Raw genomic sequence first — 24,801 nt, 5'->3', positions numbered from 1 at the left:
TGGGCGATTCCCCCTTTAATATGATAAAATAGTTTCATCTTATGTTTTGATTGTTGACTGAAGGGAAGTGGGGATATGAGCCCTTACGTGCATTTGCATGTGCACAGCGAATACAGTTTACTGGACGGGGCGGCGCGCATTACCGATCTCGTGCGCCGGGCCGGCGAATACGGCATGAAGTCGCTGGCGCTGACCGATCATGGCGTGATGTACGGGGCAATCCCCTTCTATAAAGCTTGCAAGGCTAATGGCATCAAGCCGATCATCGGCTGTGAAGCTTATTTGACTGCCGGCTCGCGGCGTGAGCGGGGCAGCCGCAAGGATCAGCCGATCTACCACCTGATCCTGCTCGCCAAGGATGAAACCGGCTACAAAAATTTGATGAAGCTGATCTCGATCGGCCATCTGGAAGGCCAGCATTACAAGCCCCGCATCGATATGGAATCCCTGGCCGCGCATGCTGAAGGCATCATCTGCCTCAGCGCCTGCCTGGGGGGCGAGGTGCCGCAGCATTTGCTGCATGGGCGCGATGACGAAGCGCGCCGGGCGGCGCTGAGATATAAAGAGATTTTTGGCGGGGACTTCTATCTGGAGCTGCAGGATCATGGCATTCCGGAGCAAAAGCGGGTGAATCCGAAGCTGATCGCCCTAGCCGCCGAATGTGATATTCCGCTGGTCGCCACGAATGATGTGCACTATCTGGCCAAGGAGGATGCCGAGGTACAGGATGTGCTGATCTGCATCGGCACCGGCAAGACGGTGGATGATGAGGAACGGCTGAAGATCGGGACGGACCAGCTCTTTTTCAAAAGCGGCGAGCAAATGGCGGCACTGTTCCCGCATGTGCCGGAAGCCATTCTCAACACCGGGGCCATTGCCGGGAAATGCAATCTGGAGCTGACGTTCGGGGGCCATATTCTGCCGGAATATTCCCCGCTGCCGGAAGGGCTGGATGCGGCAGCTTATTTGCGTGAGCTGTGCCGCAGCGGGCTGGAGGAGCGTTATGCGGATACACCGCTGTGGGCCTCGCCGGAGCAAAAGGCAACAGCCGAGAACCGGCTCGACTATGAGCTGGGTGTCATTGAGAGCATGGGCTTCAGCGATTATTTTCTGATCGTCTGGGACTTCATTGCCTATTGCCACCGGCAGGGCATCGCTACCGGACCGGGCCGCGGATCTTCCGCAGGCAGCCTGACCGCGTACAGTCTGCGGATTACCGATGTCGATCCGCTGAAGTACAATCTGCTCTTCGAGCGTTTCCTGAATCCCGAGCGGATCACGATGCCGGATATTGATATCGACTTCAGCGACGAACGGCGCGATGAGGTCATCGCTTATGTTGTTGATAAATACGGCCAGGAGCATGTGGCGCAGATCATCACCTTCGGAACGATGGCAGCGCGGGCGGCCGTGCGTGACGTGGGCCGGGCGCTGAACCTGCCCTATAACGAGGTGGACAAGGCTGCGAAGCTGATTCCTGGCCAGCTCGGCATCAGCATTGCCCGGGCGCTGGAGAGCAGCCCTGATCTTAAGGCGCTGTATGAAGGCAATCCGAAGACCAGAGGTCTGCTGGACATGGCGATGAAGGTCGAGGGCATGCCCCGCCATGCTTCCACACATGCCGCAGGGGTCGTCATCTCCAAAGGTCCGCTGACCGATGCTGTGCCGCTTCAGGCCGGCAACGAGAGCACCGCGCTCACCCAGTACTCCATGGAGCATCTGGAGAGTGTCGGACTGCTCAAGATGGACTTTCTGGGGCTGCGGACTTTGTCGATTATTGAACGCTGCACGAACTGGATCAAGGAAATGAGTGGCAGTACACCCGATTTCCGCAGCATTCCCGATGACGATCCGCTAACCTATGAGATGCTTGGTGCGGGTGAAACGACCGGCGTCTTTCAATTGGAGTCGGCGGGGGTAAGACGCGTGCTGAAGGATCTGAAGCCTTCAGGGTTCGAGGACATAGTCTCCGTGCTGGCGCTGTACCGCCCGGGTCCGATGGAATTTATTCCTAAGTTTATTGCCGGAAAGCACGGCGAAATCGAAGTGGAGTATCCGCATGCCGATCTGACGCCGATCCTTGCCGATACTTACGGGATCATCGTATATCAGGAACAGATTATGCAAATCGCCTCGCGGATGGCCGGGTTCTCGCTTGGTGAAGCCGATCTGCTGCGCCGCGCGGTGTCGAAGAAGAAACGTGAGACACTGGATAAAGAGCGAAGTCACTTCGTGGAGGGCAGCTTGAGGCTGGGCTATCTGGAGACCGATGCCAACGCTGTCTATGATATGATTGTAAGGTTTGCCGATTACGGCTTCCCGCGCGCCCATGCCGCAGCATACGGCGTGCTGGCCTTCCAGACGGCTTATCTGAAGGCACATTATCCTGTGCAGTTTATGTCGGCGATGCTGACGGCAGTAATGGGTACACACCGCAAGGTGGCCGAATATGTGCTGGAATGCCGCCGCACGGGCATCGGCGTATTGCCGCCTGATGTCAACGAGAGCGGCGTGCTGTTTACGCCTGTGCCGGGAGAAGGCAGCGGCCATATCCGTTTTGGTCTGGCCGCGGTCAAGAATGTCGGCACGCTGGCTGTGGAGAACATCATCGCCGTCCGCAAGGAGCGGCCGTTCGACAGCCTGCTGGATTTCTGCCGCCGCGTTGATCTCCGTGTCTGCAACAAGCGCGTGATAGAATCGCTGCTGCAGGCCGGCGCCTTCGACCGTCTGCAAGGCCACCGGGCACAGCTGCTTGCGATGCTGGATGAGACAGTCGATGCCGCGCTGAAATGGCGCAAGGAGCGCGACGAGCTGCAGATCCAGCTGTTCGACGACCTGATTGAAATGCCGAACTGGGAAATCCGCTATCCGGATATCCCGAAATTCACCATCGGCCAGCAGCTGGAGCTGGAGCGCGAGCTGCTCGGGCTGTATCTGTCCGGCCATCCGCTGGACGACAGCGCGGAGCTGCTGGAGGAGCCGGGCATGCAGCGGCTGATGGATCTCGGCGAGGCCGAGGATGAGAGCCAGATCGTAACAGCAGGCATGGTTGTGTCGCTCAAGGAAATTACGACAAAATCCGGCAAAGCGATGGCTTTTGTCGAATGGGAGGACCAGATCGAGCGCTGCGAGGTCGTGCTGTTCCCTGAGGTGTGGAAGCGGAGCCGCAGCCTGATCGAGAAGGGTGCGCTCTTGGCCCTGCGCGCCAAGGTGCAGCAGGAGGACGAGGGCTTCAAGCTGCTGGCCGAAGAGGTCGCGCCGCTTGGCGCCGACACGATTCGCAGCCTGCTGCAGCGCCGCAGCGCAGCTGCCGCCCGCGCGTCCGCCGCGGGCCGCACCCAGACGGCAGGCGCACCCGGAGGCGCGTCTGCTTCCCGGGCGGGCGCAGGCGGCCCTGGCGCCGCCCGCAGCACCGCAGGCGGCGTTACCGCGCCTGCGCCCGCAAGGCCCGCTGCCGCGCAAGCAGCGGCGCCGCAGGAAGCCCCGCGCTCCGCAGCGCCGGGACCGGCAGGCCAGCGTCCTGCAGCCGCAGACGCTGTGGAGTCCGCTGGCCGGAGTTCCGGCGCAGCGGGGAGCAGCCAGCGTGTCTTTATCAAGATCACGCCGGACTCCGAGAACCCGGCGCTGCTCTCGCGCCTGCAGGCGCTGCTGCAGACCCATCCCGGCCCTGCAGCCACCCTGCTGTTCTACGAGCGTGACCAGAAGCTGCTCGCGCTTAGCGACGGCTACCGGATTGAGCCGTCCCAGGAGCTGTTCGCAGCGATCGAGGGGATGCTTGGAGCAGGTACAGTCCGAATAAAATAAGAACATTTCCGCCTTTTTCCGCATACATTAGGAAACCACAGGGAACTGTCCCGTGCGGAAAGGGGAATCACATCATGTCCTATCAAATGGCAACAGAGCTGCTGGAGCGCAGGGGAGTCACACTAACGTCCATCGCTGAGATCGTATATATTTTGCAGTCGGTGTATTATCCGGATTTAACCGAAGAAGAGTGTCTATCGAGCGTTAAGTCGGTGCTGGGCAAACGAGAGGTGCAGTACACACTGATGACAGGCGTTGCGCTGGATGAATTGGCTGAAAAAGGCCTGCTGCCGCAGCCGCTGCAGGCGGTGATGGAAGCGGATGAATCGCTCTACGGAGCGGACGAGACTCTGGCGCTTGGCATCACCGGCGTATACGGAATGATCGGGCTGACAGGCTTCGGTTATCTGGATAAAATAAAGCTCGGCATCATCGGCAAGCTGAATGATGATGAGCAGGGGATTCATGTATTTCTGGACGATCTTGTCGCGGGAATTGCGGCGGCGGCATCCGCCAGAATTGCGCACCGGCATGAAGGGGCCAAGGTGTATCCCCATGTCAGCGGTACGGAATAATTAACCCCCATTATTTGGTGAATAATGCTCCCTGGTCTTGCTTTCTGCGCCTTACTCCTGTTGCGGGAAAAAAGAAAACTGTGTTATCATGATTCCATTATACGGGATACGGCTGGGAATTGAGATTAGGGAGGCTTTGCAGGGCATGTGGACGGTAATCTATATTGCGCCAACCGCCAGAGTGGCGGATATGATTCAGAGCAAGCTTACGGAAGAAGGGTTTATGGTAAAGTGCCGTCCGGTCAATATGTCCAAGCAGCAGTTCGAAATTCTGGTTCCTTCAGGAGAACTGGAGGAAGTGCAGGAAGTCCTTAATCTAATTTTACATCCCTGAATAGACATCAAGATGGCATTCAAGACAGCGGCAAGCTGCTATATGCGCAAATAAACGGCTGAAGAGGTGCGACCCTTGTTCAAAGATTTATTTCAGAAAAAACGGAAGTACGCGACTATTCCTTCAGAACGTCTGGAGCGGAGCGGCGGACCGGTAGAAGGCGAACGCCCCAAACGGGAGATTCCCGAGGGCTTAATGAGCAAATGCAGCAAATGCGGAACGATCCAGTACAGCAAGGAGCTGGAGAAGAATCTGAAAGTATGCCCTTCATGCGGTTATCATATGCGGCTAAACGCGTCGGAACGGGTCGCAATGATCCTTGATCCGGAAGGCTTTATCGAGTTCGACAGTGAAATGGCATCCGTAGACCCGCTGCAGTTTCCGGGCTATGCTTCCAAGCTGGAACAGCAGCAGTCCAAAACTGGACAGGTTGAAGCCGTGCTTACAGGCCAGGGAACCATTGGCGGTCATCCGGTGATTGTTGCCGTGATGAATTTTGAGTTCTTCACCGGCAGTATGGGCTCGGTTGTAGGAGAGAAGATTACCCGGGCTGTAGAAGAAGCTACGGAGAAGAAGCTCCCGATGCTGATCTTTTCGACTTCGGGCGGAGCCCGGATGCAGGAGAGTATTCTTAGTCTGATGCAGATGGCGAAGACAAGCGCAGCGCTGGCCCGGTTTGGCGAAGCCGGAGGGCTCTATATCTCTGTCATTACGGACCCGACAACGGGCGGAGTTTCCGCCAGTTTTGCCAGTCTTGGCGATATTATTATTGCCGAGCCTGGAGCAGTATTCGGTTTTGCCGGAAGAATTGTCATTGAGCAGACCATTCGCCAGAAGCTTCCGGATGATTTCCAGACTGCTGAATTCAACCTTCAGCATGGTCAGCTTGATCTGGTCGTACACCGCAAGGAATTACGGTCCACGCTAACCAAGCTTTTGGATTTGCACGACGTGAAAGGGGGCTTTTAGGTTGGCGGGAGAGTTGCCTTTTGAAATGCCTCTGGTAGAAATGCGCAAGAAGATCGCCGAACTGAAGCAGTTCGGTGAAGAGAAGGGCATTGATTTCAGCGATGAGATCGCCCGGCTTGAGGAACGTTACCGCGTACTTGAGGAAGAAATTTATACCGATATTTCTGCTTCACAGAAGATGCATCTGGCCCGGCATCACGGACGTCCGACTTCGCTTGATCTTATAGGGCTGATCTTTACTGATTTTATTGAGCTGCACGGCGACCGTCTGTACGGCGATGATCTGGCTGTAGTAGGCGGAATCGGCAAGCTGAACGGCGTCCCGGTTACCGTGATCGGCCAGCAGCGCGGCAAGGATACGAAGGAGAACATTCTGCGTTTCTTCGGCAGCGCGCATCCCGAAGGCTTCCGCAAGGCGATCCGCCTGATGAAGCAGGCGGAGAAGTTTGGCCGTCCAATCGTTACCTTTGTCGATACCAAAGGGGCTTACCCCGGCAATACGGCGGAGGAGAGAGGCCAGTCCGAAGCGATTGCCAGCAGCCTGTATGAGATGTCTCAGCTTGGCGTGCCGGTCATCTGCATCATCATTGGTGAAGGCGGAAGCGGAGGAGCGTTGGCGATGGCTGTAGGCAACCGTGTTCTGATGCTGGAGCATGCCATCTATTCAGCGATCTCCCCGAACGGCGCGGCGTCCATTCTCTGGAAGGATGCCTCGAAGGCGGAACAAGCCGCAGAAGCGATGAAGATCACCGCCGCCGATCTGCTGGAGATGGAAGTGATTGAGGAAATTGTTCCTGAACCGCGGGGCGGCGCACACCGTGATTACGAGTCTACTGCCGCTGCGCTCAAGGATGTCATATGGCGCCATTTGCAGGAGCTGTCCAGCCTTGATTTTGCGGAACTTAAAGAAGACCGCTACCGCAAATTCCGCAAAATTGGCGAGTTTTCCGAAGCCCAGCAGGAAGCCGTTAACCCGGAAGAAGAAGTGCAGAACGTGGAGTAATACTCTCTGTTTCATTTGCACTTTCAGACATATAGTCCTATCAGCAGGTCCAAAATATGGACTGGCCTGAATAAACATTTATTACCATTGAAATAATCCTGCGGCATTCGCAGGGTTATTTTTATTTTGCCCTAAAACTTCATGTATTCGACTTAAATTTACAGCAAAAGAAGGCTATAACATTGATTTTGTGTCCAAGTTGCAGTAATATTCATTAGGGCGCAGTAAAAGGTACATGTGATAAAGTTCCTATACAAACAGAGAGCCTTATAGTAGATTTTGTAGTTGGAAAAAGTGAGACAGAGAGAACGAAAAAACGGAGGAAAACCTAATGCGGAAAAGTAAAATTGTATGTACGATCGGTCCTGCTAGTGAATCGTTGGAGAATATCAAAAAATTGATCTTGGCTGGTATGAATGTGGCCCGTCTGAACTTCTCCCACGGCGATTTTGAAGAGCACGGCAACCGGATCAAAACGATCCGTCAGGCATCTAAAGAACTGGGCAAAACTGTTGCCATCCTGCTCGACACCAAAGGACCGGAGATTCGCACAGGCAAGCTGGAAGTAGAACCGATTGAACTGGTTCAGGACGAGTATCTGACATTGACTACGGAAGAGATCCTTGGTGACCAAAACCGTATTTCCATCACTTACAGCGACCTGCCTAATGATGTTCAAGTAGGCTCGACCATCCTGATCGATGACGGCCTTATCGGACTTACCGTTGTCGACATTCAAGGCACAGAAATCAAGACCCGTATTGTTAACGGCGGTACGATCAAGAGCAAGAAAGGCGTTAACGTACCAGGAGTTGCCATCTCCCTGCCGGGTATTACGGAAAAAGACACCAACGATATCGTTTTTGGGATCGGACAGGACATCGATTTTATCGCCGCTTCCTTCGTTCGCAAAGCTAGCGACGTTCTGGAAATCCGTGCACTGCTTGAGAAGCACAATGCTTCCCATATTCAAATCATCTCCAAAATCGAAAACCAACAAGGTGTTGACAACCTTGATGAAATTTTGGCAGCTTCCGACGGCCTGATGGTTGCCCGCGGCGACCTTGGTGTGGAAATCCCTGCTGAAGATGTGCCTTTGGCTCAAAAGCTGATGATCGAAAAATGTAACATCGCTGGCAAACCGGTAATCACAGCTACACAAATGCTGGATTCCATGCAGCGCAACCCGCGTCCTACCCGCGCTGAAGCGAGTGACGTAGCGAACGCTATCTTCGACGGAACAGATGCAATCATGCTGTCCGGTGAAACTGCTGCCGGGAAATATCCGGTAGAATCCGTTCTCACAATGTCCCGCATTGCTGAGAAAGCTGAATCTGCCCTGAACCACCGTGAAATCTTCATGAAGCAACAAATTGCTCAAGAAACAACGGTTACTGAAGCCATCAGCCAATCCGTAGCGATTTCCGCTCTGGACCTGAACGCTAAAGCTATCATTTCTTCGACTGTAACTGGCCACACTGCACGCGTGGTTTCCAAATACCGTCCTAAATCGCAAATTATTGCCGTGACTACTCAAGAAAGAACTATGCGTCAATTGGCTCTCGTATGGGGCGTAACTCCTGTATTCGGTAAAGAAGCTACTTCGACAGACGAATTGCTGCAAACTGCCCTTAAAGGCGGTAAAGATTCCGGTCTGGTTAAAGCAGGCGATCTTGTTGTAATTACAGCGGGTATCCCACTGGGACGTTCCGGTTCCACAAACCTGGTGAAAGTAGACACCATTCCAGCTGACTAAGCTTAGGAGTCTTCTATAACGCAGATTGTTCTATTCATAAAAAGCAATGGTGGATTCCACCATTGCTTTTTTTTGCTTGATATACGAGGGTCAAATGTATATATTGGATTGAGAGTTTCGGGCAAAATGAGCACTAGGAACGTATGAGAATGGGGTTTCTTGTGTTAACGAGAGGCGAGCCCTTATGATATACACGTTTAACTACAAAAGTATCTCCGGCGGAATTGGGGCTTGAAGGGACGGCAACTGCGGTTTTGTTCTGTACCATAATGCCTCCATCGGCTGGAGTGAGCTTAGGGCTTTTGCCGTTGATCGTGCAGCGGCTGAACCGTGTGGGTGTTACCCGGGCAAGCGCGCCTATAGTTCCGCCGACTTGAGGGGCTTCCATGATCCATTCAGCGGAGGACTGCGGGCCTGTGTAATGCTGTATGGTGCGGAAAATCCAGTTCTTGCTGAGATTCCGCAGGGTTATGCGCCATTTGCCGCGGCTGATCTTGGCGATCGTTGCCCGCATGCGGTCTCCGGGAGAGACCGGGAGAGGAATAACCGTCTCCATTGCCGGCAGTATTTCCCACCAGGGATAGTAACGGACGACTCCATTTATAGACTCATGTGCGGTGCCGGTCTGAATCAGATTGCTGTTTTTGAAGCCGTCGATTCCGATCCAGGCCGAGGAATAGCTGGCTTTGGAAGTGGGCTTGACATAGGGGACAACCCACTCGCCGGAGATCCCCCGGAAGGCTCCTTTTTTGCCTGTGATGGCATATCCGCTCCAGTTGCTGGAGGTCCAGCCGAAGCCCGTGCTTTGAGCTCTACCCTTGTTGGTTTTGTCCGTGAGACAAGGCCGACCGCGCTTTAATTTATAAACTGTGCTCACTTGTTCACCGCCTCTATTAGGTTCTGCTCTATTTAATGCGGCGAAGTCTTGCAAAGGTTGGGTATTCTGTTAAAAAGGATTGGAGAGGAAATATAGCACAAATGGAAAAACTACTGAAGCTGCGCGGCTTTTATCTCTTCCTGGGACTTGCCGGCGGCTCGTTTGGTTCCTATCTGACGCTGTTGCTGAAGTATAACGGAATGGATGTCAGCCAAATTGGTATGATGATGGCGGTGGGAACACTTATTGCCATATGTATTCAGCCTGTATGGGGTCTTATCTCTGACAGGTATAACCAGGCGCGTCTTGTACTTATTCTAAGTGTGGCTGTACCGGCAGTGCTGGCCGTATTCTACCGTTCGGAATATTTCATTGTTCTTCTGATGGTATACACGGTGTCCACGATCTTCTCGTCCACACAGGCCCCTATCGCCGATTCTTACGCCATTGCAGCGGCAAACAGAGCCGGATCCACCTATGGCAGCATCCGGCTGATGATGAGCATAGGAGCGGCTGTAGGGGCCTATGCCGGTGGCCAGTATGTTGAGAGATTTTCAGTCTCTACGATATGGCTCCCGTTCCTGCTCTTAAATTCAGTTGCCGTCATTTTTGCCCTGACCCTGCCCAGACAGGCGGAAGAGAATCATATGATGAGCCAATCGCTGGCTCAAGGGGTCAAAAAACTGCTCGGCAACCGCATCTTCCTGGCTTTTCTAGGGGGCAGCTTCCTGGTGAATCAGACGATGACAGCTTTCGGCACCTATTTTGTGGTGGCCTTCCAATCTGTCGGCGGCTCCACCGGGTATGCCGGAATTGCGCTTTTCCTTGCCTCTGTGACCAACGTGCCCTCCATGCTGTATGCCTCGAAAGTCATCCGTAAGCTGGGACGGGAGCGCACGCTGCTGCTGGGTGCGCTGATCTATGTGCTGCGCTGGGGGATTCAGGTGGCCTTTCCCCATCCTTCGGTGATGATCGGCGTGCAGGTGCTGCACGGTCTGTCATTCGGGCTCTTTTATATTGCTGCTGTTGAATATGTGTCGCAGATTACCTCATCCGAGATGCAGGCAACAGGCCAAAGTGTCTTCAATATCGTATTTTCCGGTTTTGCGGGGATTCTGGGCAATTTGCTGAATGGATTTCTGCTTAGTCAGGGCGGTGTCGGGCTGATGAATGTGTCTTGCATGATAAGTTCTGCCGTCGGGGCAGTTCTGCTCTTCTATGTAGCCAGAAGCTCAAGGAGCAGCGTTCCGAAGACGATGTCCTCGGGCGGAGTTGGCGTCTAGCTGCCGCTTCCGCAAGTTAATACAGAAAGGAGCATATGTTATGGAATCACGTAATCGGGTGCTTTCCAGCCGCTGGCACAGCACGGCTTTCCGCGTGCGTTACCAGGAAACCGATCAAATGGGTGTGGTGTACCACGCCAATTATTTAAGCTGGTTCGAGAGCGGGCGCACCGAGATGTTCCGCGAGCTCGGCTTCGCCTACCGTTCGCTGGAGAACATGGGAGTGCTTCTTCCTGTGACTGCGGCAGATTTGCAATTTAAAAGTCCGGCGCGATATGATGATCTTATCGCCGTGTATGCGCGGCTTAAGGTTTTTTCAGCTTTGAGAGTTGTGTATGAATATGAGGTGCGCCGGATTGAGGAGGATGGGGAAAGTGGCGGCGAAGGTTCTTCGGAACACGGAGAGCTTTCCGCGCTGACTGCTGCCCAGACTCTTCCGGGTGAACTTCTGGTTAGCGGTTCTACCAGTCATGTCTGGCTGAACAAGGACTGGAAGCCGGTAAGGCTGGATCGGGCGCTGCCGGAGCTGTATCAAGCGATAACCGGGGCGCTCAGGGAAGAAGAAGGAGGAGCAGTATGATCAGGAACAAATGGCTGTGGGCTGCCTTGTTTATTATCCCGGCCGTGGAATTATTCGGGTTCATCTATGTCGCTGGTTATCTTGGAGCGCCCAAAACGCTGCTGCTCATTCTGGCTACTTCAGTGATCGGACTGCTCATGATGCGGTTCGAAGGCAAAAAGGTACTGCAGGACAGCAAAATACAAATGCAGGAAGGCAAGGTGCCCGGACGGACGATGCTGGACGGCTTGTGCATTTTTTTCGGCGGCCTGCTGCTGATTCTGCCGGGCTTTGTAACGGATATAATCGGCTTTTCTTTGGTGTTTCCGCTGACCCGGCCGCTGTACCGGGTTTTTCTGCTTAGATGGATTGAGAAGAAAATGAAAAATGGCACCTTCACCTTTTACCGCAGGTAACAGAAACCTGTCTATGCGCTGCTTTGTGTACCAGACGAATAGCATGAACCTAGGAAACGAAACAGAGCGGAAGCCGTCTACTTAGACGGCTTCCGCTCTGTTTCGTTATAAGGAACTGCTTTACAGTTCCCGCAGTACTCCATACACCTAGTTGGACTAATGCAGACGTCCGCTCACAATATAGCTGTGCAGCGCCCGGAACACACCGGCACGGTGGAAGGCGTCAAGGATGACCAGAATAACAGGACCCAGTAGAAGACCGAGCATGCCGAACAGCTGCAGACCGGCGAACATGCCGACCAGCAGGGTAAGCGGGTCCAGCCCGATGCTGCTTGCGAGCACCTTGGGCTCAAGCACCTGGCGGGTCACGAGAATGATCCCATAGAGCACCAGCAATCCGATGGCCAGAGCCAGGTTGCCGGTCATATAGGAGTACAGCGCCCAAGGGAGCAATATAACACCGACGCCAAGGTAAGGGACCAAATCAACGATGCCGACCGTCAGACCGATGGCAAAGGCGGAGTCTACGCCCAGCAGCAGGAGCCCGATAATGACGATAACCCCGGTAACGGAAATCAGCACTAACTGGGCCCGCAGATAGCCGGACAGCGCTTTGCGCAGATCACTCCAAATCTCGGAGACCGGTCTAAGCAGAGGCGCCGGCAGCAATGAAGTTAATTTTGCATTATGGCGATCCCAGCCGGTGCTGAGGAAAAAGGCGGCCAGCACGATCACAATCAGGATGGTTCCCATGCTTGGCAGCGCGGAAATCAGCTTCAGAATCATATTGAAAAAACCGGTGATCAACTGGGTCATGGCGTGGCCCACGGTTTCGGTAGTCCGGCTGATGTTGCTGTCGATAGTGGCATGATAGTCCGGGTTGTCGTGGTAAAACTGGTTGATTTGGTTAATAATATTCTGAATGCTGGCATTGCGGCCCAGCGACAGCAGCAGCTCCCGCCATTGGTCGGTATGGAGATCTAAGGTCTGCAGCAGCACAATCAGCTCTTTCACCAGCCGGGTAATCAGTGCAGTCAGTACAAGGGCCGTACCTCCGATATAGAACAGCAGCGAGAGCGAGACGGCGAGCCAGCCCGGAAGCTTAAAGCCTTTCAGGATCACTACGAGCGGATGAATGATATAGGCGAGCAGCCAGGCCAGGAGGAGCGGATAGAGCAGCGGAAGCAATACATAGATGGCCAACATCAGCCCCGTAGCGGCGAGAACGACCCAAAGGCCGCGCAGCACTCTTTTTAACACTAGCGTGTCCATCGTTCATCCCTCCACTATTGCTGCTTCCGTATGAAAATAACTGCTCGTCTTATGTATATTCATAGATTGATTTTACAGACTATCAAAAGTCATAAAGCATGAAAACAGGGCAGACTCTATAACCTGAAAGCGCAATCATGAAACAGGAAGATCGGAAGTTTTTTTCTATCTCTCCGATAAAATCATTTGATGCGTGTCAAAGCTTCCACGTTGTTCACATAACCGTCAAAATCCGGTATGATTATTAAAGGTTCTACCCTGAAAGTTGGTTGCAATCTTTAAGGATGTCTTATCGCCTTCTTTTTATGTTTTTAAACCTTTAAAATGTAAATGTTTTCACGATGTTAGAAATGGCTTTTATACCCTTGTTCGCAAAGGAGAGATATACTATGACAGCTACTAAAGGCCTGGAAGGCATCGTCGCCACAACTTCTTCAATCAGCTCGATTGTGGATGGCGTCCTCACTTACCGCGGATTTGATATTGATGATCTTGCGGAGAATGCCACCTTTGAAGAAACCGCTTATTTGCTGTGGTTTGGCAATTTGCCTACTACGCCTGAGCTGCAGGCTCTGCGACGTGATCTCAGCGCATTTGCACCGATTCCGGAGCAGGTCATTGCACAAATGAAGCTGTATCCCAAAGAAGCGAACACGATGGCTGCCCTGCGCTCCGCCGTATCAAGTCTCGCGCTCTATGATGAAGCGGCGGATGACATGAGCCGTGAAGCGAATGAAATCAAAGCAGTGAAGCTTCAGGCGCAGATTCCGACCATAGTGGCTGCGCTGGCGCGTATCCGCAAAGGTCTGGAGCCCATTGCACCCAAAGAAGGCTTGTCCATCGCAGAGAATTTTCTCTATATGCTATGGGGCAAACAGCCGGATGTCGTATCCGTCAAGGCACTGGATGCTGCACTGGTGCTGCATGCGGACCATGAGCTGAATGCCTCCACATTTGCCGGCCGCGTGACTGTGGCTACTCTCTCCGATATGTATTCCGGTGTGACGTCTGCGATTGGTGCCCTTAAGGGTCCGCTGCATGGCGGAGCGAATGAGGCCGTAATGAAGATGCTGGAGGAGATCGGCAGTCTGGATGCAGTGGAGCCCTATATTCGCGGGAAGCTGGAGCGCCGTGAGAAAATTATGGGCTTCGGACACCGTGTCTATAAGAATGGGGATCCGCGTGCCAAACATCTGATGAAGATGTCCCACGAGCTGGGCACCATGAAGAATGACACTACACTCTACGATATGTCCGTCAAGATTGAGGAGCTGATCACCGGGCAGAAGGGACTGAAGCCAAACGTGGATTTCTACTCGGCTTCGGTATACACACAGCTTGGCATTGAGCGGGAGTTGTTTACGCCGATTTTTGCCATTAGCCGCGCTTCGGGATGGACAGCGCATATTCTGGAGCAATATGTAGACAACCGGATCATCCGCCCGCGTGCTGAATACACAGGGATGTCCGAACAGAAATACGTTCCCGTTGACGAGAGATAAAGGCGGCCCTTGCGGGCCGCTCCACCCCTCTAGTAGAATGAATGTACGCAAGTGACTAACCAAACTAAACTAAACTTTTTAGGAGGATTCCCCACAAATGTTGAAACTAGAAAAATACGATCTGCCGACAGAAGGCGAACAAATCACGATTGAAGACGGCAAACTGGTGGTTCCGAATCATCCGATTATTCCTTTTATTGAGGGTGACGGCACTGGCCGCGACATTTGGAAAGCCTCCAAACGGGTGCTTGATGAAGCTGTTGCCAAAGCTTACGGCGGTTCAAAGAAAATTGCCTGGTATGAAGTATTTGCCGGCGAAAAGGCCTTCAATACATATGGTGAATGGCTGCCTAATGATACGCTGGAAGCCATTCGTGAATATATTGTAGCTATTAAAGGCCCGCTTACCACTCCAATCGGCGGCGGAATCCGTTCTTTGAATGTGGCGTTGCGCCAGGAATTGGACCTGTATGTATGTTTGCGTCCAGTGCGTTATTTCGATGGCGTGCCTTCACCGGTGAAACATCCGGAGCTGGTGGACATGGTTATTTTCCGTGAGAATACAGAAGACATTTATGCGGGTATCGAGTACCAGGAAGGCTCCGAGGCTGTCAAGAAAGTGATTGAATTCCTGCAGAAGGAAATGGGTGTGAACAAAATCCGCTTCCCGGAAACCTCCGGTATCGGCATCAAGCCAGTGTCTTCCGAAGGCTCGAAGCGCCTCGTGCGCGCTGCAGTTGAATATGCGATCAAGCATGGACGGAAGAGCGTAACGCTTGTGCATAAGGGCAATATCATGAAATTTACCGAAGGTGCGTTTAAGAACTGGGGTTACGAAGTGGCTGAGCAGGAGTTCGGCGACCAAGTATTTACCTGGAACCAATATGATGTCATCAAGGAACGTGATGGTGAAGCTGCGGCCAACGCTGCCCAGAAGGAAGCGGAAGCTGCCGGCAAAATCATCATCAAGGATGCAATTGCCGACATCGCTCTGCAGCAGGTATTGACCCGTCCGACCGATTTCGACGTGATTGCTACGCTGAACTTGAACGGCGACTACTTGTCCGACGCGCTTGCTGCTCAAATCGGCGGCATCGGCATCGCTCCGGGAGCGAACATCAACTATTTAACAGGGCATGCTATCTTTGAAGCAACACATGGTACGGCTCCGAAATATGCCGATAAGGACGTTGTGAACCCGGGTTCGGTCATTCTTTCCGGAGTAATGCTGCTGGAGCATTTGGGCTGGCAGGAAGCGGCTGACCTTATCTACAAAGGAATGAGCACCGCGATCAACAACAAAACGGTGACTTATGATTTTGCCCGTCAAATGGAAGGCGCAACAGAGCTGAAATGCTCTGCGTTTGCCGACGAAATTATCAATAATCTGTAGCCTGTAGGAGGATATCCCTTGGCCATCAAACGTTATAAAATTACAGTCGTGGGTGCCGGCTTCACCGGCGCTACCACGGCGCTTATGCTTGCCCAGAAGGAACTCGGCAACGTGGTGCTGCTGGATATTCCGCAGCTCGAGAACCCGACCAAAGGCAAGGCGCTTGACATGCTGGAAGCCGGCCCTGTGCAGAAGTTCGACAGCCAGATTACGGGAACCTCAAGCTATGAGGATGCTGCGGATTCGGATATCGTGATTATTACGGCAGGCATCGCCCGCAAGCCGGGCATGAGCCGCGATGATCTGGTGAATACCAATGCAGGAATTGTGAAATCGGTCTGCGAAAATGTGAAACGTGTCGCTCCGGAATCAATCGTAATTATATTGAGCAATCCGGTAGATGCGATGACTTATGTGGCTTACAATGCACTGGGCTTCCCCAAAAACCGGGTAATCGGACAATCCGGCGTGCTGGATACGGCCCGCTACTGTACTTTTATCGCCCAAGAGCTTAACGTTTCGGTTGAAGATGTACGCGGCTTTGTGCTGGGTGGACATGGCGATGATATGGTACCGCTCGTACGCTACTCCAGCGTTGGCGGCATTCCGATTGATACGCTGATTTCCGCAGAGCGTATTGCCGAGATTGTACAGCGTACACGAGTCGGCGGCGGCGAGATTGTCAGCCTGCTCGGCAACGGCAGCGCTTATTATGCGCCAGCGGCTTCCTTGGTCCAGATGACAGAAGCGATCCTGAAGGACAAGAAGCGGATTATTCCGGTAATCGCTCTGCTTGAAGGTGAATACGGCTATGATGGGCTGTTCATGGGCATTCCGGCGCTGCTGGGTGCGGACGGTATTGAGAAGGTATATGAACTGGAGCTTACGGCAGAGGAGAAAGCGGCTTTGGATAAGTCGGCAGATTCGGTACGTGCCGTTACTTCAGTAGTTACGATTTGAGCATTAGCCTGCGGGAGCCCCCATTTTAGAAATTAAAATGGGGGTTTTCTTTTCTTCTATTTGTTGGTTATGTATAATTGAAGTGTAACTAAAATCACTGAAAACAATAGAGGAGGTATGTTATGGGTCACTTTTTGTTTTTTCTACATATGATCGGTACATTGGCGCTGGGCTTTTATCTGGTGCTGCCGTTTGTTCTCGGGCGTGTCCAGAAGCTGAGCGTCCCTGCGAGAGAAGGAACGCTTAGTGCAATCGGCGGCTTCAACCGCTTCGCCCAGTACGGTCTCGTCATCCAACTGCTGACTGGCGGCTATATGATGACAAAGGGTGAATATTCGGTGCCGTGGATGATCGTGGTGGTTGTCCTGCTGCTTGCGATGTTTGCACTCGGCGGCATCATCAGCAAACCATTGCGTCTTGCCGCAGCCGGCATGCGCGAGAACCGTGACGTATCCGCAGAGACTGGCAAAATCCGTACCTTAAGCCTGCTGCTCATGGTGGCGCTGGTGCTAATGGTGTTTTTTATGGTGTACAACAGCATTATTTAAGACTCTCCTTCATAGAAAGACTACAGAAAGCCCGCCTCCGGAATGGCAAGGAGAGCGGGTTTTTGGGTGCAGACATTACTTCGGGACAAGTCTATCGGGTACCACCCCGCCATGCCGCTGTCACAGATTGTAGCAGACAACGCTTTACAGCAGTTCGTTCAGGGAGAAAACATGGCTTTTCTCAAATTCAGCGAGGATTCCCGCCGGAAGCAGGCGTTGAAGCTCGAGCCGGTTGCACCATTTATAATCCGAATGCTCTTCGGACAGCTGTACTGCATGGTCAGTGCTCCGGCACAAATAGGTGATAATGACAAGCTGCCTTGCCGGATCGGTTAGAAACGAGGTTGCATACAGCAGATTGCCGACAGTAACCGCAAGTCCGGTCTCCTCGTAAATCTCCCTTTCCAGAGCCGCCTCCAGGTCTTCTCCGAATTCTATTTTCCCGCCCGCACATTCCCAGGTGCCCGCTCCGACAGAATCTCTTGCCGCACGCCGAACAAGCAGAATCCGGCCTCCATGTACAATAACTCCTTTGACAGCAACGATGATGCTGCGAGTGTGTTTGACCATATTGCGTGCTCTCCCCTCTGCGCAGAGTCTGCATAAATCCGCAACTCCATTTGCTGGATTAGTGCTTTCTCTCTAAAGTATATCGCCTTCCACGGCAAAAACGACTGACATTTTAGTTTGACCGCACCCAAGGTGTGGTAAGTAACATAACGTAAAGCAAATGAAGAGATGATCTGCAGGTGCATAAACCAGGCACCCTGAGCCAACCCTAAAACGATGAGTAACCAACAGGTACACAGCGAAAGGAGAATGGATCATGCCAGACAACACGCAAACCAAAAAAACACTACCTCCGCAGGTGCAGGACCGCCAGCCCGGAATTGAAAGTGAAATGAATCCGCTGCCGGAGTTCGAGACTTCAGCCTATAAGGCGGCGGGCAAGCTGCTGGGCAAGGCGGCTCTGATTACAGGAGGAGACAGCGGTATTGGCCGGGCGGTTGCCGTTCATTTTGCCAAGGAGGGTGCGGATGTCGTTATTTCCTACCTCAATGAGCATTCCGATGCCGAAGAGACTAAACGCCAGGTGGAGCAAGAGGGGCGGAAGTGCATTCTGATTGCCGGCGATATTGGCGTGGAGGCGTTCTGCCAGGATCTGATCAATAAGACGGTGGAAGGACTCGGCAAGCTGGACATCCTGATTAATAATGCGGCCGAGCAGCATCCGCAGGAGAAGATTGAGGATATTACCTCCGAGCAGCTGGAGCGGACGTTCCGCACGAATATTTTTTCGATGTTCTATTTGACCAAGGCAGCCATGCCTCACCTGAAAAAAGGGTCCACGATCATCAACACGACTTCGATCACAGCCTACCGGGGCAGCCCGCAGCTGCTGGACTATTCGTCCACCAAAGGGGCGATTCTCAGCTTTACCCGTTCGCTGTCGATGAACCTGGCGGACAAAGGCATCCGGGTAAATGCCGTAGCGCCGGGACCGATTTGGACACCGCTTATTCCGTCGACCTTTGACGCGAAGAAAGTCAGTGAATTCGGCGGCACGCAGCCAATGAAACGCCCGGGACAACCGGAGGAGCTGGCTCCGGCTTATGTGTATCTGGCTTCCGACGATTCATCTTATGTAAGCGGACAGGTAATGCATGTGAACGGCGGCGAGGTCGTAAACGGCTAAATGCGGCTGCTGATTCCATTGCTATGAATAATTTGAGTCTGGAGCGGAACCTTGGGTTTCGCTCTTTTTGATGCAGGCCTCTTTTAAAGGATGGCTCTTCAAGGAATAATATGTTAGTATATGAAACGTTAAGCGTAATTGAATATGAATTTGTCACTAGGGGTGCCGCAAGGCTGAGACGAACATACCCGTTCGGACCCTTTGAACCTGATCTGGTTTATACCAGCGTAGGGAAGTGGAGAACGAATAACTGCAGCGGGGCTGAATGGCCCGGTATTCCTGTATATATTCCAGACTGCCTCCTTTACGGGGGGCGGTCTTTTTTGTGTTTGCCGGTAATGCAAAAGAAAAGGAGAAGGTGAACGTGTTGAAAGAGATACATTTGATCTCGGATGGAAAGCAGAATCCGGCGCAGTTTGTTCAGCTGGCTGCTGCTGTGCAATTCATAGTGGATTATATCCATCTCCGGGAAAAGGCAATGTCTGCACGGGAGCTCATGGCTCTGACGGAGCAGCTGATTATAGCGGGGGTTCCGCCTGCCAAGCTGATGATCAACGACCGGATAGACGTTGCTCTGGCCGCAGGGGCGGGCGGGGTCCAGTTGGCTTGGCACAGCCTGCCGCCTGCCGCAGCGCGCAGCGTAGCACCGGGGCTGCGATTGGGAAGGTCGGTGCATGCCCCGGAGGAGGCGGCTGAATCCGGCCGGCAGGAAGCGGACTTTTGCCTGTTCGGGCATGTGTTTCCCTCGGCCTGCAAGCCGGGGCAGCGGGAGCGCGGATTGCAGCAGTTGGCTGAGGCTGTCCGCTGCAGCAGCATTCCGCTGATCGCCATAGGCGGAATTGAGCCGGGCAATGCCGGAAAGGTTCTGGCGACCGGGGCTGCCGGAATTGCCGTAATGTCCGGAATATGCAGTGCGGGAGATCCTGTGGCCGCCGCTACAGCCTACAGATCAGCAGTTCAGGCCGTACCCTAAGCTTGAAGCCATTTAATAATGCTCCTGCACCAGTTAAAGGAGGTGAGCAAGCATGAATTTGATCGTGAATGGAAAAGGCGGGACCTATGAAGAGAGCTGCCGGACTGTAGCTGATCTGCTAAGCCGGTCCGGGTGGACCGGGAGACTGGTTATCGTGGAACTGAATGGTGAGATTGTCGGCAAGGACGTTTATGGAGATACGCTGCTGAGCGAAGGTGACCGCGTAGAGCTGGTCCACTTTGTCGGCGGGGGCTAAAGTGCCAGTGCGTGTTGCCGGATGCAAGAAGTAAGAGGCAAATGGTATGAGGTAAGTGGTAAGTGGTAAGTGGTAGGAAGCAAGAGGCAAGACGTAAGACGTAAGACATAACAGGTAAGATAAAAACTCGGCGTATCAGCAACAGAAGCTCCGCATTTTAGCGGGCCACTATCTCAGGAGGCGATTTTATGCAAGATTCTTTCGTTATCGGCGGAATCCCTTTATCCAGCAGGCTGTTTATCGGAACCGGGAAATACAGCCGCAATACCCTTATTCCCGAAGTGATTGCACGCTCGGGTTCTCAGGTCATTACGGTGGCTCTTCGCCGGGTTGATCCGGAGAGTGACGACAACATTGTTATGCATATTCCCTCCCATATGACGTTGCTGCCCAATACCTCCGGCGCGCGCACAGCTGAAGAAGCGGTACGTATTGCCAGACTGGCCAGGGCGGCAGGGCTGGGCAATTGGGTGAAGATCGAGGTCATTAATGATCAGAAATATTTGCTGCCCGATAATATGGAGACAGTTAAAGCCACGGAAATATTGGCTGCAGAGGGTTTCGTTGTACTTCCGTATATGAGTCCCGATCTTTCCGCAGCTATCCGGCTCAAGGCAGCCGGAGCTGCCGCTGTTATGCCGCTGGGTGCGCCCATCGGCTCGAACCGCGGCCTGCAGACCAAGGAGTTGCTGCGGATTCTGATCGCAGAAGTGGATCTTCCGGTGATTGTTGACGCCGGTATTGGCAGACCTTCCGAGGCTGCTGAGGCAATGGAAATGGGCGCATCCGCCGTGCTGCTGAACACGGCAATTGCTACTGCGCGTGATCCGCTTCTGATGGCGGAGGCATTCCGTGAGGCGGTAACCGCAGGGCGCAAGGCTTATCTGGCCGGACTGGGGCCGGTGGAGGAGGCGGCAACGGCCTCTTCGCCGCTGACCGGCTTTTTGTTCTAGTCAATGCAGAGAAGGAAGGGAGGAAGAGCATGAGCTTTTTTGATACGGTGATTCGGTTAGAGCAGCTTCCTTACGAGACTTTATGGAAGCAGTATACTGCGGTGGATGTGAAGCGGGCGCTACGATTGGAACAGCTGGACGAAGACGGGCTGATGGCACTGCTGTCTCCCGCGGCGGAGCCTTACCTGGAGGAAATGGCGCAGAAAGCGCAAAGATTGACACGTACGCACTTCGGGCATGTGATGCAGCTGTTTACGCCGATGTATTTGGCCGATTTTTGCGTGAATCATTGCACTTATTGCAGCTTTAGCTCGATTTATGACTTTCCGCGCAAAAAATTGACACTGGAGGAGGTCAGGCAAGAAGCGGAAACTATCGCCGCCACAGGCCTGCGCCACATTCTGATTTTGACCGGCGAATCCCGGAGTGAAAGTCCGGCCACTTATGTGAGGGAGTGTGTGAAGGTGCTCCGTGACTATTTTTCTTCTGTCAGCATTGAGGTTAATCCGCTCTCTACAGAAGAGTACAATGAACTGAGGGTGGCAGGGGTAGACGGTCTTACCTTGTATCAGGAGGTCTATCATCAGGAGACTTATCGAAAGCTGCATGTGAAGGGTCCGAAGAGAGTCTACCGCAACCGTCTGGATGCGCCCGAACGCGGCTGCCGCGCCGGGTTTCGATCCGTGAATATTGGTGCCCTGCTGGGGATGTACGATTGGCGCCAGGAGGCTCTGGCAACTGCCCTGCATGCCAGATACTTGCAGGACAAGTACCCGGAGTGCGAGATCGGCTTGTCGATTCCCCGTTTTCGCCCGTATCTCGGAGAATTCAATCCGGCAAGTGATGTAACCGACCGTGCGCTGGTGCAGATCATACTGGCTTACCGCCTGTTTCTGCCCCGTGCGGGCATTTCATTGTCCACGCGGGAACCGGCAGCTTTACGCGATCATCTGGTCCATCTCGGCATCACTAAAATGTCCGCAGGAGTATCCACCGAGGTAGGCGGGCATACCCTTGAAGGCGGAACCCCGCAGTTTGAAATATCGGATGGCCGCAAAGTGCATGAAATTACAGAAATGTTGTATGCCAAGGGGCTGCAGCCGGTATTCAAGGACTGGGATATCCTGACAGAGCCGCTCCATTCACCAAAGATTACACCACACCATCAGGTGGACTCCCTGCGTTAATAAATTGGAAGCGATCAAATGCTGCATTCAATCTGCCGAATCTGCCCCGGGTTCACTGCTCATGCCAGCGGACAGCTCGTCCAGCGACATTTCAAACCCTGGAGCCATATGGGCCAGGAAATAATCCATCTCCGGCAGTTCCAGTATGCGCAGCTTTGTCGCGGTCTGCTCTTTGGCAGCGGCGAACTCGCGGTTGCCTGCAGCGACCTCCCAGACGCATTTCAGGTAGGCGTCCAGCACATCCGCTGCTTTGACATAGCGCAGCAGCCCGGCATCCTCTGAGCCGGGCGGGCTGTCCTGCGGCTGCAGGAGCGGCGTGTAGACCGCGCTTAGCTCCGGCGGAATCATCGCCGCCAGACGTTCGGCGGCGGCCCGCTCCATGTCGCGGAAGCTTGACAGCAGCCGCGGGTTGTTATGCTTCACCGGCGTAGCGATATCGCCGGTGAATACCTCGGAGGCGTCGTGGAACAGCGCCATCACCGCAGCCCGGTCGGCATTTAGCGACCGCCCGAAATGAGCGTTGCCGATCGAGCACAGCATATGGGCCAGCAGGGCTACCTGGAATGAATGCTGCGCCACGTTCTCCGGGGCGGTGCTGCGCATCAGGCTCCAGCGCTGAATATATTGCAGGCGATACAAATAGGCTGAAAAATGGTAGTTCAATTTTTAAGCAACCCCTTTCATGAGCCGATTAATATGATATTATAATAACTAATTGTAACAGAGTTTAGACAACCTGGAACTGATGGAGAGGAGTCCTGAATGAAGATGCAGCATTTTGAAGACAGCATTTATAATCTGATCGTAGAGACCTCCACAAATTTGCCGGGCGATGTGCGCAGGGCGGTAGCGAAGGGGCGCGCGCTGGAAGACAGGGCGACCCGCTCGGGACTTGCTTTGACCACGATTGCACAGAATATCGGAATGGCTGAGCTTCAGGTATCGCCGATCTGTCAGGATACGGGGATGCCGACGTTTATTATTCATACACCTGTAGGCGTTAATCAGATAGAAATGAAAAAAGATATACACAGCGCCATTGTCCGGGCGACCCAAAACGGCAAGCTGCGTCCCAATTCGGTAGATTCGCTTACCGGCGAGAACAGCGGAGACAATCTGGGCGCCGGGACACCGGTAATCCATTTCGAACAATGGGAGGAAGAGGGCGTGGATGTCCGGCTCATCCTGAAGGGCGGCGGCTGCGAGAACAAAAATATCCAATACAGCCTTCCGGCAGAGCTGGAAGGACTGGGCAAAGCTGGCCGTGACCTCGACGGCATCCGCAAATGTATTCTCCATGCCGTCTATCAGGCACAGGGACAGGGCTGCAGTGCGGGCTTCATCGGTGTGGGCATCGGCGGAGACCGCACGACAGGCTATGAGCTGGCCAAGAAGCAGCTGTTCCGTAAGGTGGAGGATATCAACCCGGTAGAGGATCTGGGCAAGCTGGAAGAATATATTATGGAGAATGCCAACAAGCTGGGCATCGGCACGATGGGTTTCGGCGGCGAAGTCACGCTGCTGGGCTGCAAGGTGGGAGTGATGAACCGGCTTCCGGCGAGCTTCTTCGTCTCGGTGGCCTATAATTGCTGGGCCTTCCGCCGCCAGGGCGTGTTGGTTGATCCTGCGACCGGCAAGATCAGGGAATGGCTGTATGAGAGCGGCACGGGGATTTCCGTTGATGCTGCTGGAGTACCTTCGCCCGAGCCGGTAGCTGTACATGCCGCAGGTGCTGCCGGGTCCGGTGTCGTTCCCGGGGATGCCACGATTCCAGGGGCTCCGGCTGTTTTGCCGGCCGCTGAAGCTGCTGAAGGAGCAGGGCAACCTGCAACGGCCGGCGGATCGCGCGAGGTCCGGCTGACGACGCCGATCAGCGAGGAAGATATCCGCAGCCTGCAGGTGGGCGATGTGGTAATCCTGTCCGGGGAAATGCACACCGGCCGCGATGCGCTGCATAAATATCTGATGGACCACGAAACGCCGGTTGATCTGAACGGTGCAGTCATTTATCACTGCGGTCCGGTCATGCTGAAGGATGAGGAAGGCTGGCATGTAAAAGCGGCAGGGCCGACTACAAGCATTCGCGAAGAACCGTACCAAGGGGATATTATTAAGAAATTCGGCATCCGCGCCGTGATCGGCAAAGGCGGAATGGGCCCCAAAACGCTGAAGGCTCTGCAGGAGCATGGCGGCGTATATCTCAACGCTATCGGCGGAGCCGCGCAATATTATGCCGAATGTATCAAGAAGGTCAATGCAGTCGACTTTATGGAATTCGGAATCCCTGAGGCGATGTGGCATTTGCAGGTAGACGGCTTTGCGGCAATCGTAACGATGGATTCGCACGGCAACAGCCTGCATGCTGATGTGGAGAAGGATTCTGCAGCCAAGCTGGCCCAGTTCCGCGAACCTGTGTTCAAATAAGTTATCAGGAAGATAAAGACCACAATAACAGAAGCCAACCTTCATTTTCACTCTGGAGCGA

At 53.7% G+C, this 24,801-nt stretch carries 23 protein-coding genes and 1 riboswitch; of the genes, 19 read left to right on the top strand and 4 right to left on the bottom strand.

Going from position 1 to position 24,801, the window contains the following annotated elements; all coding sequences use genetic code 11:
- Positions 1 to 75 precede the first annotated feature (75 nt).
- The 6 genes from NYE29_RS33895 (at position 76) to pyk (ending at position 8,441) form a co-directional block, all read left to right on the top strand.
- On the top strand, positions 76 to 3,804 hold the full coding sequence (locus NYE29_RS33895; RefSeq protein WP_340899470.1) for a DNA polymerase III subunit alpha: 3,729 nt from the start codon (positions 76 to 78) through the stop codon (positions 3,802 to 3,804).
- A gap of 74 nt (positions 3,805 to 3,878) precedes the next feature.
- The gene (locus NYE29_RS33890) at positions 3,879 to 4,379 is read left to right on the top strand and encodes a phosphatidylglycerophosphatase A family protein (RefSeq protein WP_076110666.1); all 501 of its coding nucleotides are present in this window, start codon (positions 3,879 to 3,881) and stop codon (positions 4,377 to 4,379) included.
- A gap of 145 nt (positions 4,380 to 4,524) precedes the next feature.
- Entirely contained in the window at positions 4,525 to 4,713 is a 189-nt protein-coding gene (locus NYE29_RS33885; RefSeq protein ID WP_038588919.1) for a hypothetical protein, read from the top strand.
- Positions 4,714 to 4,788: 75 nt separating this feature from the next.
- Complete coding sequence (accD, locus tag NYE29_RS33880) at positions 4,789 to 5,682, top strand: acetyl-CoA carboxylase, carboxyltransferase subunit beta (protein WP_340899468.1); 894 nt, start codon at positions 4,789 to 4,791, stop codon at positions 5,680 to 5,682.
- Position 5,683: 1 nt separating this feature from the next.
- Positions 5,684 to 6,685, top strand: a complete 1,002-nt coding sequence (locus NYE29_RS33875; RefSeq protein WP_076110664.1) for an acetyl-CoA carboxylase carboxyltransferase subunit alpha — start codon at positions 5,684 to 5,686, stop codon at positions 6,683 to 6,685.
- A 331-nt stretch (positions 6,686 to 7,016) separates the two neighbouring features.
- Positions 7,017 to 8,441, top strand: coding sequence for a pyruvate kinase (gene pyk, locus NYE29_RS33870; protein ID WP_038588922.1), 1,425 nt, complete (start codon positions 7,017 to 7,019; stop codon positions 8,439 to 8,441).
- Positions 8,442 to 8,574: 133 nt separating this feature from the next.
- Here pyk and NYE29_RS33865 read toward each other — a convergent pair whose 3' ends face one another.
- Positions 8,575 to 9,318, bottom strand: coding sequence for a G1 family glutamic endopeptidase (locus NYE29_RS33865; protein WP_076110663.1), 744 nt, complete (start codon positions 9,316 to 9,318; stop codon positions 8,575 to 8,577).
- A gap of 101 nt (positions 9,319 to 9,419) precedes the next feature.
- Between NYE29_RS33865 and NYE29_RS33860 the strand changes: the two genes are divergently transcribed.
- From NYE29_RS33860 to NYE29_RS33850, 3 genes are read left to right on the top strand one after another with little or no spacing between them, the layout of a single operon-like run.
- The gene (locus NYE29_RS33860; protein ID WP_076110662.1) at positions 9,420 to 10,601 is read left to right on the top strand and encodes an MFS transporter; all 1,182 of its coding nucleotides are present in this window, start codon (positions 9,420 to 9,422) and stop codon (positions 10,599 to 10,601) included.
- Between the two features lie 40 nt (positions 10,602 to 10,641).
- On the top strand, positions 10,642 to 11,181 hold the full coding sequence (locus NYE29_RS33855) for an acyl-CoA thioesterase (protein ID WP_076110661.1): 540 nt from the start codon (positions 10,642 to 10,644) through the stop codon (positions 11,179 to 11,181).
- Positions 11,178 to 11,576: an FxsA family protein gene (locus tag NYE29_RS33850; protein ID WP_076110660.1), complete on the top strand. Its 399-nt coding sequence runs from the start codon at positions 11,178 to 11,180 to the stop codon at positions 11,574 to 11,576. Before NYE29_RS33855 ends, NYE29_RS33850 begins: the two co-directional genes overlap by 4 nt.
- 156 nt (positions 11,577 to 11,732) lie before the next feature.
- Here NYE29_RS33850 and ytvI read toward each other — a convergent pair whose 3' ends face one another.
- Positions 11,733 to 12,848: a sporulation integral membrane protein YtvI gene (gene ytvI / locus NYE29_RS33845; protein WP_076110659.1), complete on the bottom strand. Its 1,116-nt coding sequence runs from the start codon at positions 12,846 to 12,848 to the stop codon at positions 11,733 to 11,735.
- 389 nt (positions 12,849 to 13,237) lie between these two features.
- Here ytvI and NYE29_RS33840 point away from each other — a divergent pair, with 389 nt between their 5' ends.
- The 4 genes from NYE29_RS33840 (at position 13,238) to NYE29_RS33825 (ending at position 17,251) form a co-directional block, all read left to right on the top strand.
- A complete protein-coding gene (locus tag NYE29_RS33840; protein ID WP_076110658.1) occupies positions 13,238 to 14,350 on the top strand; it encodes a citrate/2-methylcitrate synthase in 1,113 nt (370 codons plus the stop codon).
- Between the two features lie 97 nt (positions 14,351 to 14,447).
- On the top strand, positions 14,448 to 15,743 hold the full coding sequence (gene icd / locus NYE29_RS33835) for an NADP-dependent isocitrate dehydrogenase (RefSeq protein WP_076110657.1): 1,296 nt from the start codon (positions 14,448 to 14,450) through the stop codon (positions 15,741 to 15,743).
- An 18-nt stretch (positions 15,744 to 15,761) separates the two neighbouring features.
- Entirely contained in the window at positions 15,762 to 16,703 is a 942-nt protein-coding gene (mdh, locus tag NYE29_RS33830; protein ID WP_076110656.1) for a malate dehydrogenase, read from the top strand.
- A 122-nt stretch (positions 16,704 to 16,825) separates the two neighbouring features.
- On the top strand, positions 16,826 to 17,251 hold the full coding sequence (locus tag NYE29_RS33825; protein WP_038588945.1) for a hypothetical protein: 426 nt from the start codon (positions 16,826 to 16,828) through the stop codon (positions 17,249 to 17,251).
- A 144-nt stretch (positions 17,252 to 17,395) separates the two neighbouring features.
- Here the strand turns inward: NYE29_RS33825 and NYE29_RS33820 are convergent, their stop codons facing one another.
- Positions 17,396 to 17,821 carry an NUDIX hydrolase gene (locus tag NYE29_RS33820; RefSeq protein WP_076110655.1) on the bottom strand — a complete coding sequence of 142 codons (426 nt, stop codon included), beginning with the start codon at positions 17,819 to 17,821 and terminating at the stop codon, positions 17,396 to 17,398.
- A gap of 256 nt (positions 17,822 to 18,077) precedes the next feature.
- Between NYE29_RS33820 and NYE29_RS33815 the strand changes: the two genes are divergently transcribed.
- The 5 genes from NYE29_RS33815 to thiH all read left to right on the top strand — a co-directional run bounded on the left by NYE29_RS33815 (position 18,078) and on the right by thiH (position 22,316).
- Positions 18,078 to 18,947, top strand: a complete 870-nt coding sequence (locus tag NYE29_RS33815) for an SDR family oxidoreductase (protein WP_076110654.1) — start codon at positions 18,078 to 18,080, stop codon at positions 18,945 to 18,947.
- Between the two features lie 148 nt (positions 18,948 to 19,095).
- Positions 19,096 to 19,198: riboswitch (TPP riboswitch) on the top strand.
- A gap of 113 nt (positions 19,199 to 19,311) precedes the next feature.
- Complete coding sequence (locus tag NYE29_RS33810; RefSeq protein ID WP_340899466.1) at positions 19,312 to 19,920, top strand: thiamine phosphate synthase; 609 nt, start codon at positions 19,312 to 19,314, stop codon at positions 19,918 to 19,920.
- 52 nt (positions 19,921 to 19,972) lie between these two features.
- Entirely contained in the window at positions 19,973 to 20,176 is a 204-nt protein-coding gene (gene thiS, locus NYE29_RS33805) for a sulfur carrier protein ThiS (protein WP_076110653.1), read from the top strand.
- Positions 20,177 to 20,364: 188 nt separating this feature from the next.
- A complete protein-coding gene (locus NYE29_RS33800) occupies positions 20,365 to 21,129 on the top strand; it encodes a thiazole synthase (protein ID WP_340899465.1) in 765 nt (254 codons plus the stop codon).
- Between the two features lie 29 nt (positions 21,130 to 21,158).
- Positions 21,159 to 22,316 (top strand): 2-iminoacetate synthase ThiH, encoded by a 1,158-nt coding sequence (gene thiH, locus NYE29_RS33795; RefSeq protein ID WP_340899464.1) that lies wholly within the window; start codon positions 21,159 to 21,161, stop codon positions 22,314 to 22,316.
- Positions 22,317 to 22,343: 27 nt separating this feature from the next.
- Here thiH and yfbR read toward each other — a convergent pair whose 3' ends face one another.
- On the bottom strand, positions 22,344 to 22,979 hold the full coding sequence (gene yfbR, locus NYE29_RS33790) for a 5'-deoxynucleotidase (protein WP_038588956.1): 636 nt from the start codon (positions 22,977 to 22,979) through the stop codon (positions 22,344 to 22,346).
- 105 nt (positions 22,980 to 23,084) lie between these two features.
- Here yfbR and NYE29_RS33785 point away from each other — a divergent pair, with 105 nt between their 5' ends.
- Positions 23,085 to 24,740, top strand: coding sequence for a fumarate hydratase (locus NYE29_RS33785; RefSeq protein ID WP_340899887.1), 1,656 nt, complete (start codon positions 23,085 to 23,087; stop codon positions 24,738 to 24,740).
- The last annotated feature ends 61 nt before the right edge of the window (positions 24,741 to 24,801 follow it).

Origin of the sequence: Paenibacillus sp. FSL M7-1046 (genome assembly GCF_038007405.1) — a bacterium.
Classification (GTDB): domain Bacteria; phylum Bacillota; class Bacilli; order Paenibacillales; family Paenibacillaceae; genus Paenibacillus_AQ.
Note: the sequence above shows the minus strand (reverse complement) of the source record. Positions and strands in the feature narration are given on the sequence as shown.

Excerpts from the sequence above, each read along its gene's own strand:
- NYE29_RS33895 (WP_340899470.1), top strand. The coding sequence starts at position 76 with ATGAGCCCTTACGTGCATTTGCATGTGCACAGCGAATACAGTTTACTG.
- NYE29_RS33890 (WP_076110666.1), top strand. The coding sequence starts at position 3,879 with ATGTCCTATCAAATGGCAACAGAGCTGCTGGAGCGCAGGGGAGTCACA.
- NYE29_RS33885 (WP_038588919.1), top strand. The coding sequence starts at position 4,525 with ATGTGGACGGTAATCTATATTGCGCCAACCGCCAGAGTGGCGGATATG.
- pyk (WP_038588922.1), top strand. The coding sequence starts at position 7,017 with ATGCGGAAAAGTAAAATTGTATGTACGATCGGTCCTGCTAGTGAATCG.
- NYE29_RS33860 (WP_076110662.1), top strand. The coding sequence starts at position 9,420 with ATGGAAAAACTACTGAAGCTGCGCGGCTTTTATCTCTTCCTGGGACTT.
- NYE29_RS33855 (WP_076110661.1), top strand. The coding sequence starts at position 10,642 with ATGGAATCACGTAATCGGGTGCTTTCCAGCCGCTGGCACAGCACGGCT.
- NYE29_RS33850 (WP_076110660.1), top strand. The coding sequence starts at position 11,178 with ATGATCAGGAACAAATGGCTGTGGGCTGCCTTGTTTATTATCCCGGCC.
- ytvI (WP_076110659.1), bottom strand. The coding sequence starts at position 12,848 with ATGGACACGCTAGTGTTAAAAAGAGTGCTGCGCGGCCTTTGGGTCGTT.
- NYE29_RS33840 (WP_076110658.1), top strand. The coding sequence starts at position 13,238 with ATGACAGCTACTAAAGGCCTGGAAGGCATCGTCGCCACAACTTCTTCA.
- icd (WP_076110657.1), top strand. The coding sequence starts at position 14,448 with ATGTTGAAACTAGAAAAATACGATCTGCCGACAGAAGGCGAACAAATC.
- NYE29_RS33825 (WP_038588945.1), top strand. The coding sequence starts at position 16,826 with ATGGGTCACTTTTTGTTTTTTCTACATATGATCGGTACATTGGCGCTG.
- NYE29_RS33820 (WP_076110655.1), bottom strand. The coding sequence starts at position 17,821 with ATGGTCAAACACACTCGCAGCATCATCGTTGCTGTCAAAGGAGTTATT.
- NYE29_RS33815 (WP_076110654.1), top strand. The coding sequence starts at position 18,078 with ATGCCAGACAACACGCAAACCAAAAAAACACTACCTCCGCAGGTGCAG.
- thiS (WP_076110653.1), top strand. The coding sequence starts at position 19,973 with ATGAATTTGATCGTGAATGGAAAAGGCGGGACCTATGAAGAGAGCTGC.
- NYE29_RS33800 (WP_340899465.1), top strand. The coding sequence starts at position 20,365 with ATGCAAGATTCTTTCGTTATCGGCGGAATCCCTTTATCCAGCAGGCTG.
- thiH (WP_340899464.1), top strand. The coding sequence starts at position 21,159 with ATGAGCTTTTTTGATACGGTGATTCGGTTAGAGCAGCTTCCTTACGAG.
- NYE29_RS33785 (WP_340899887.1), top strand. The coding sequence starts at position 23,085 with ATGCAGCATTTTGAAGACAGCATTTATAATCTGATCGTAGAGACCTCC.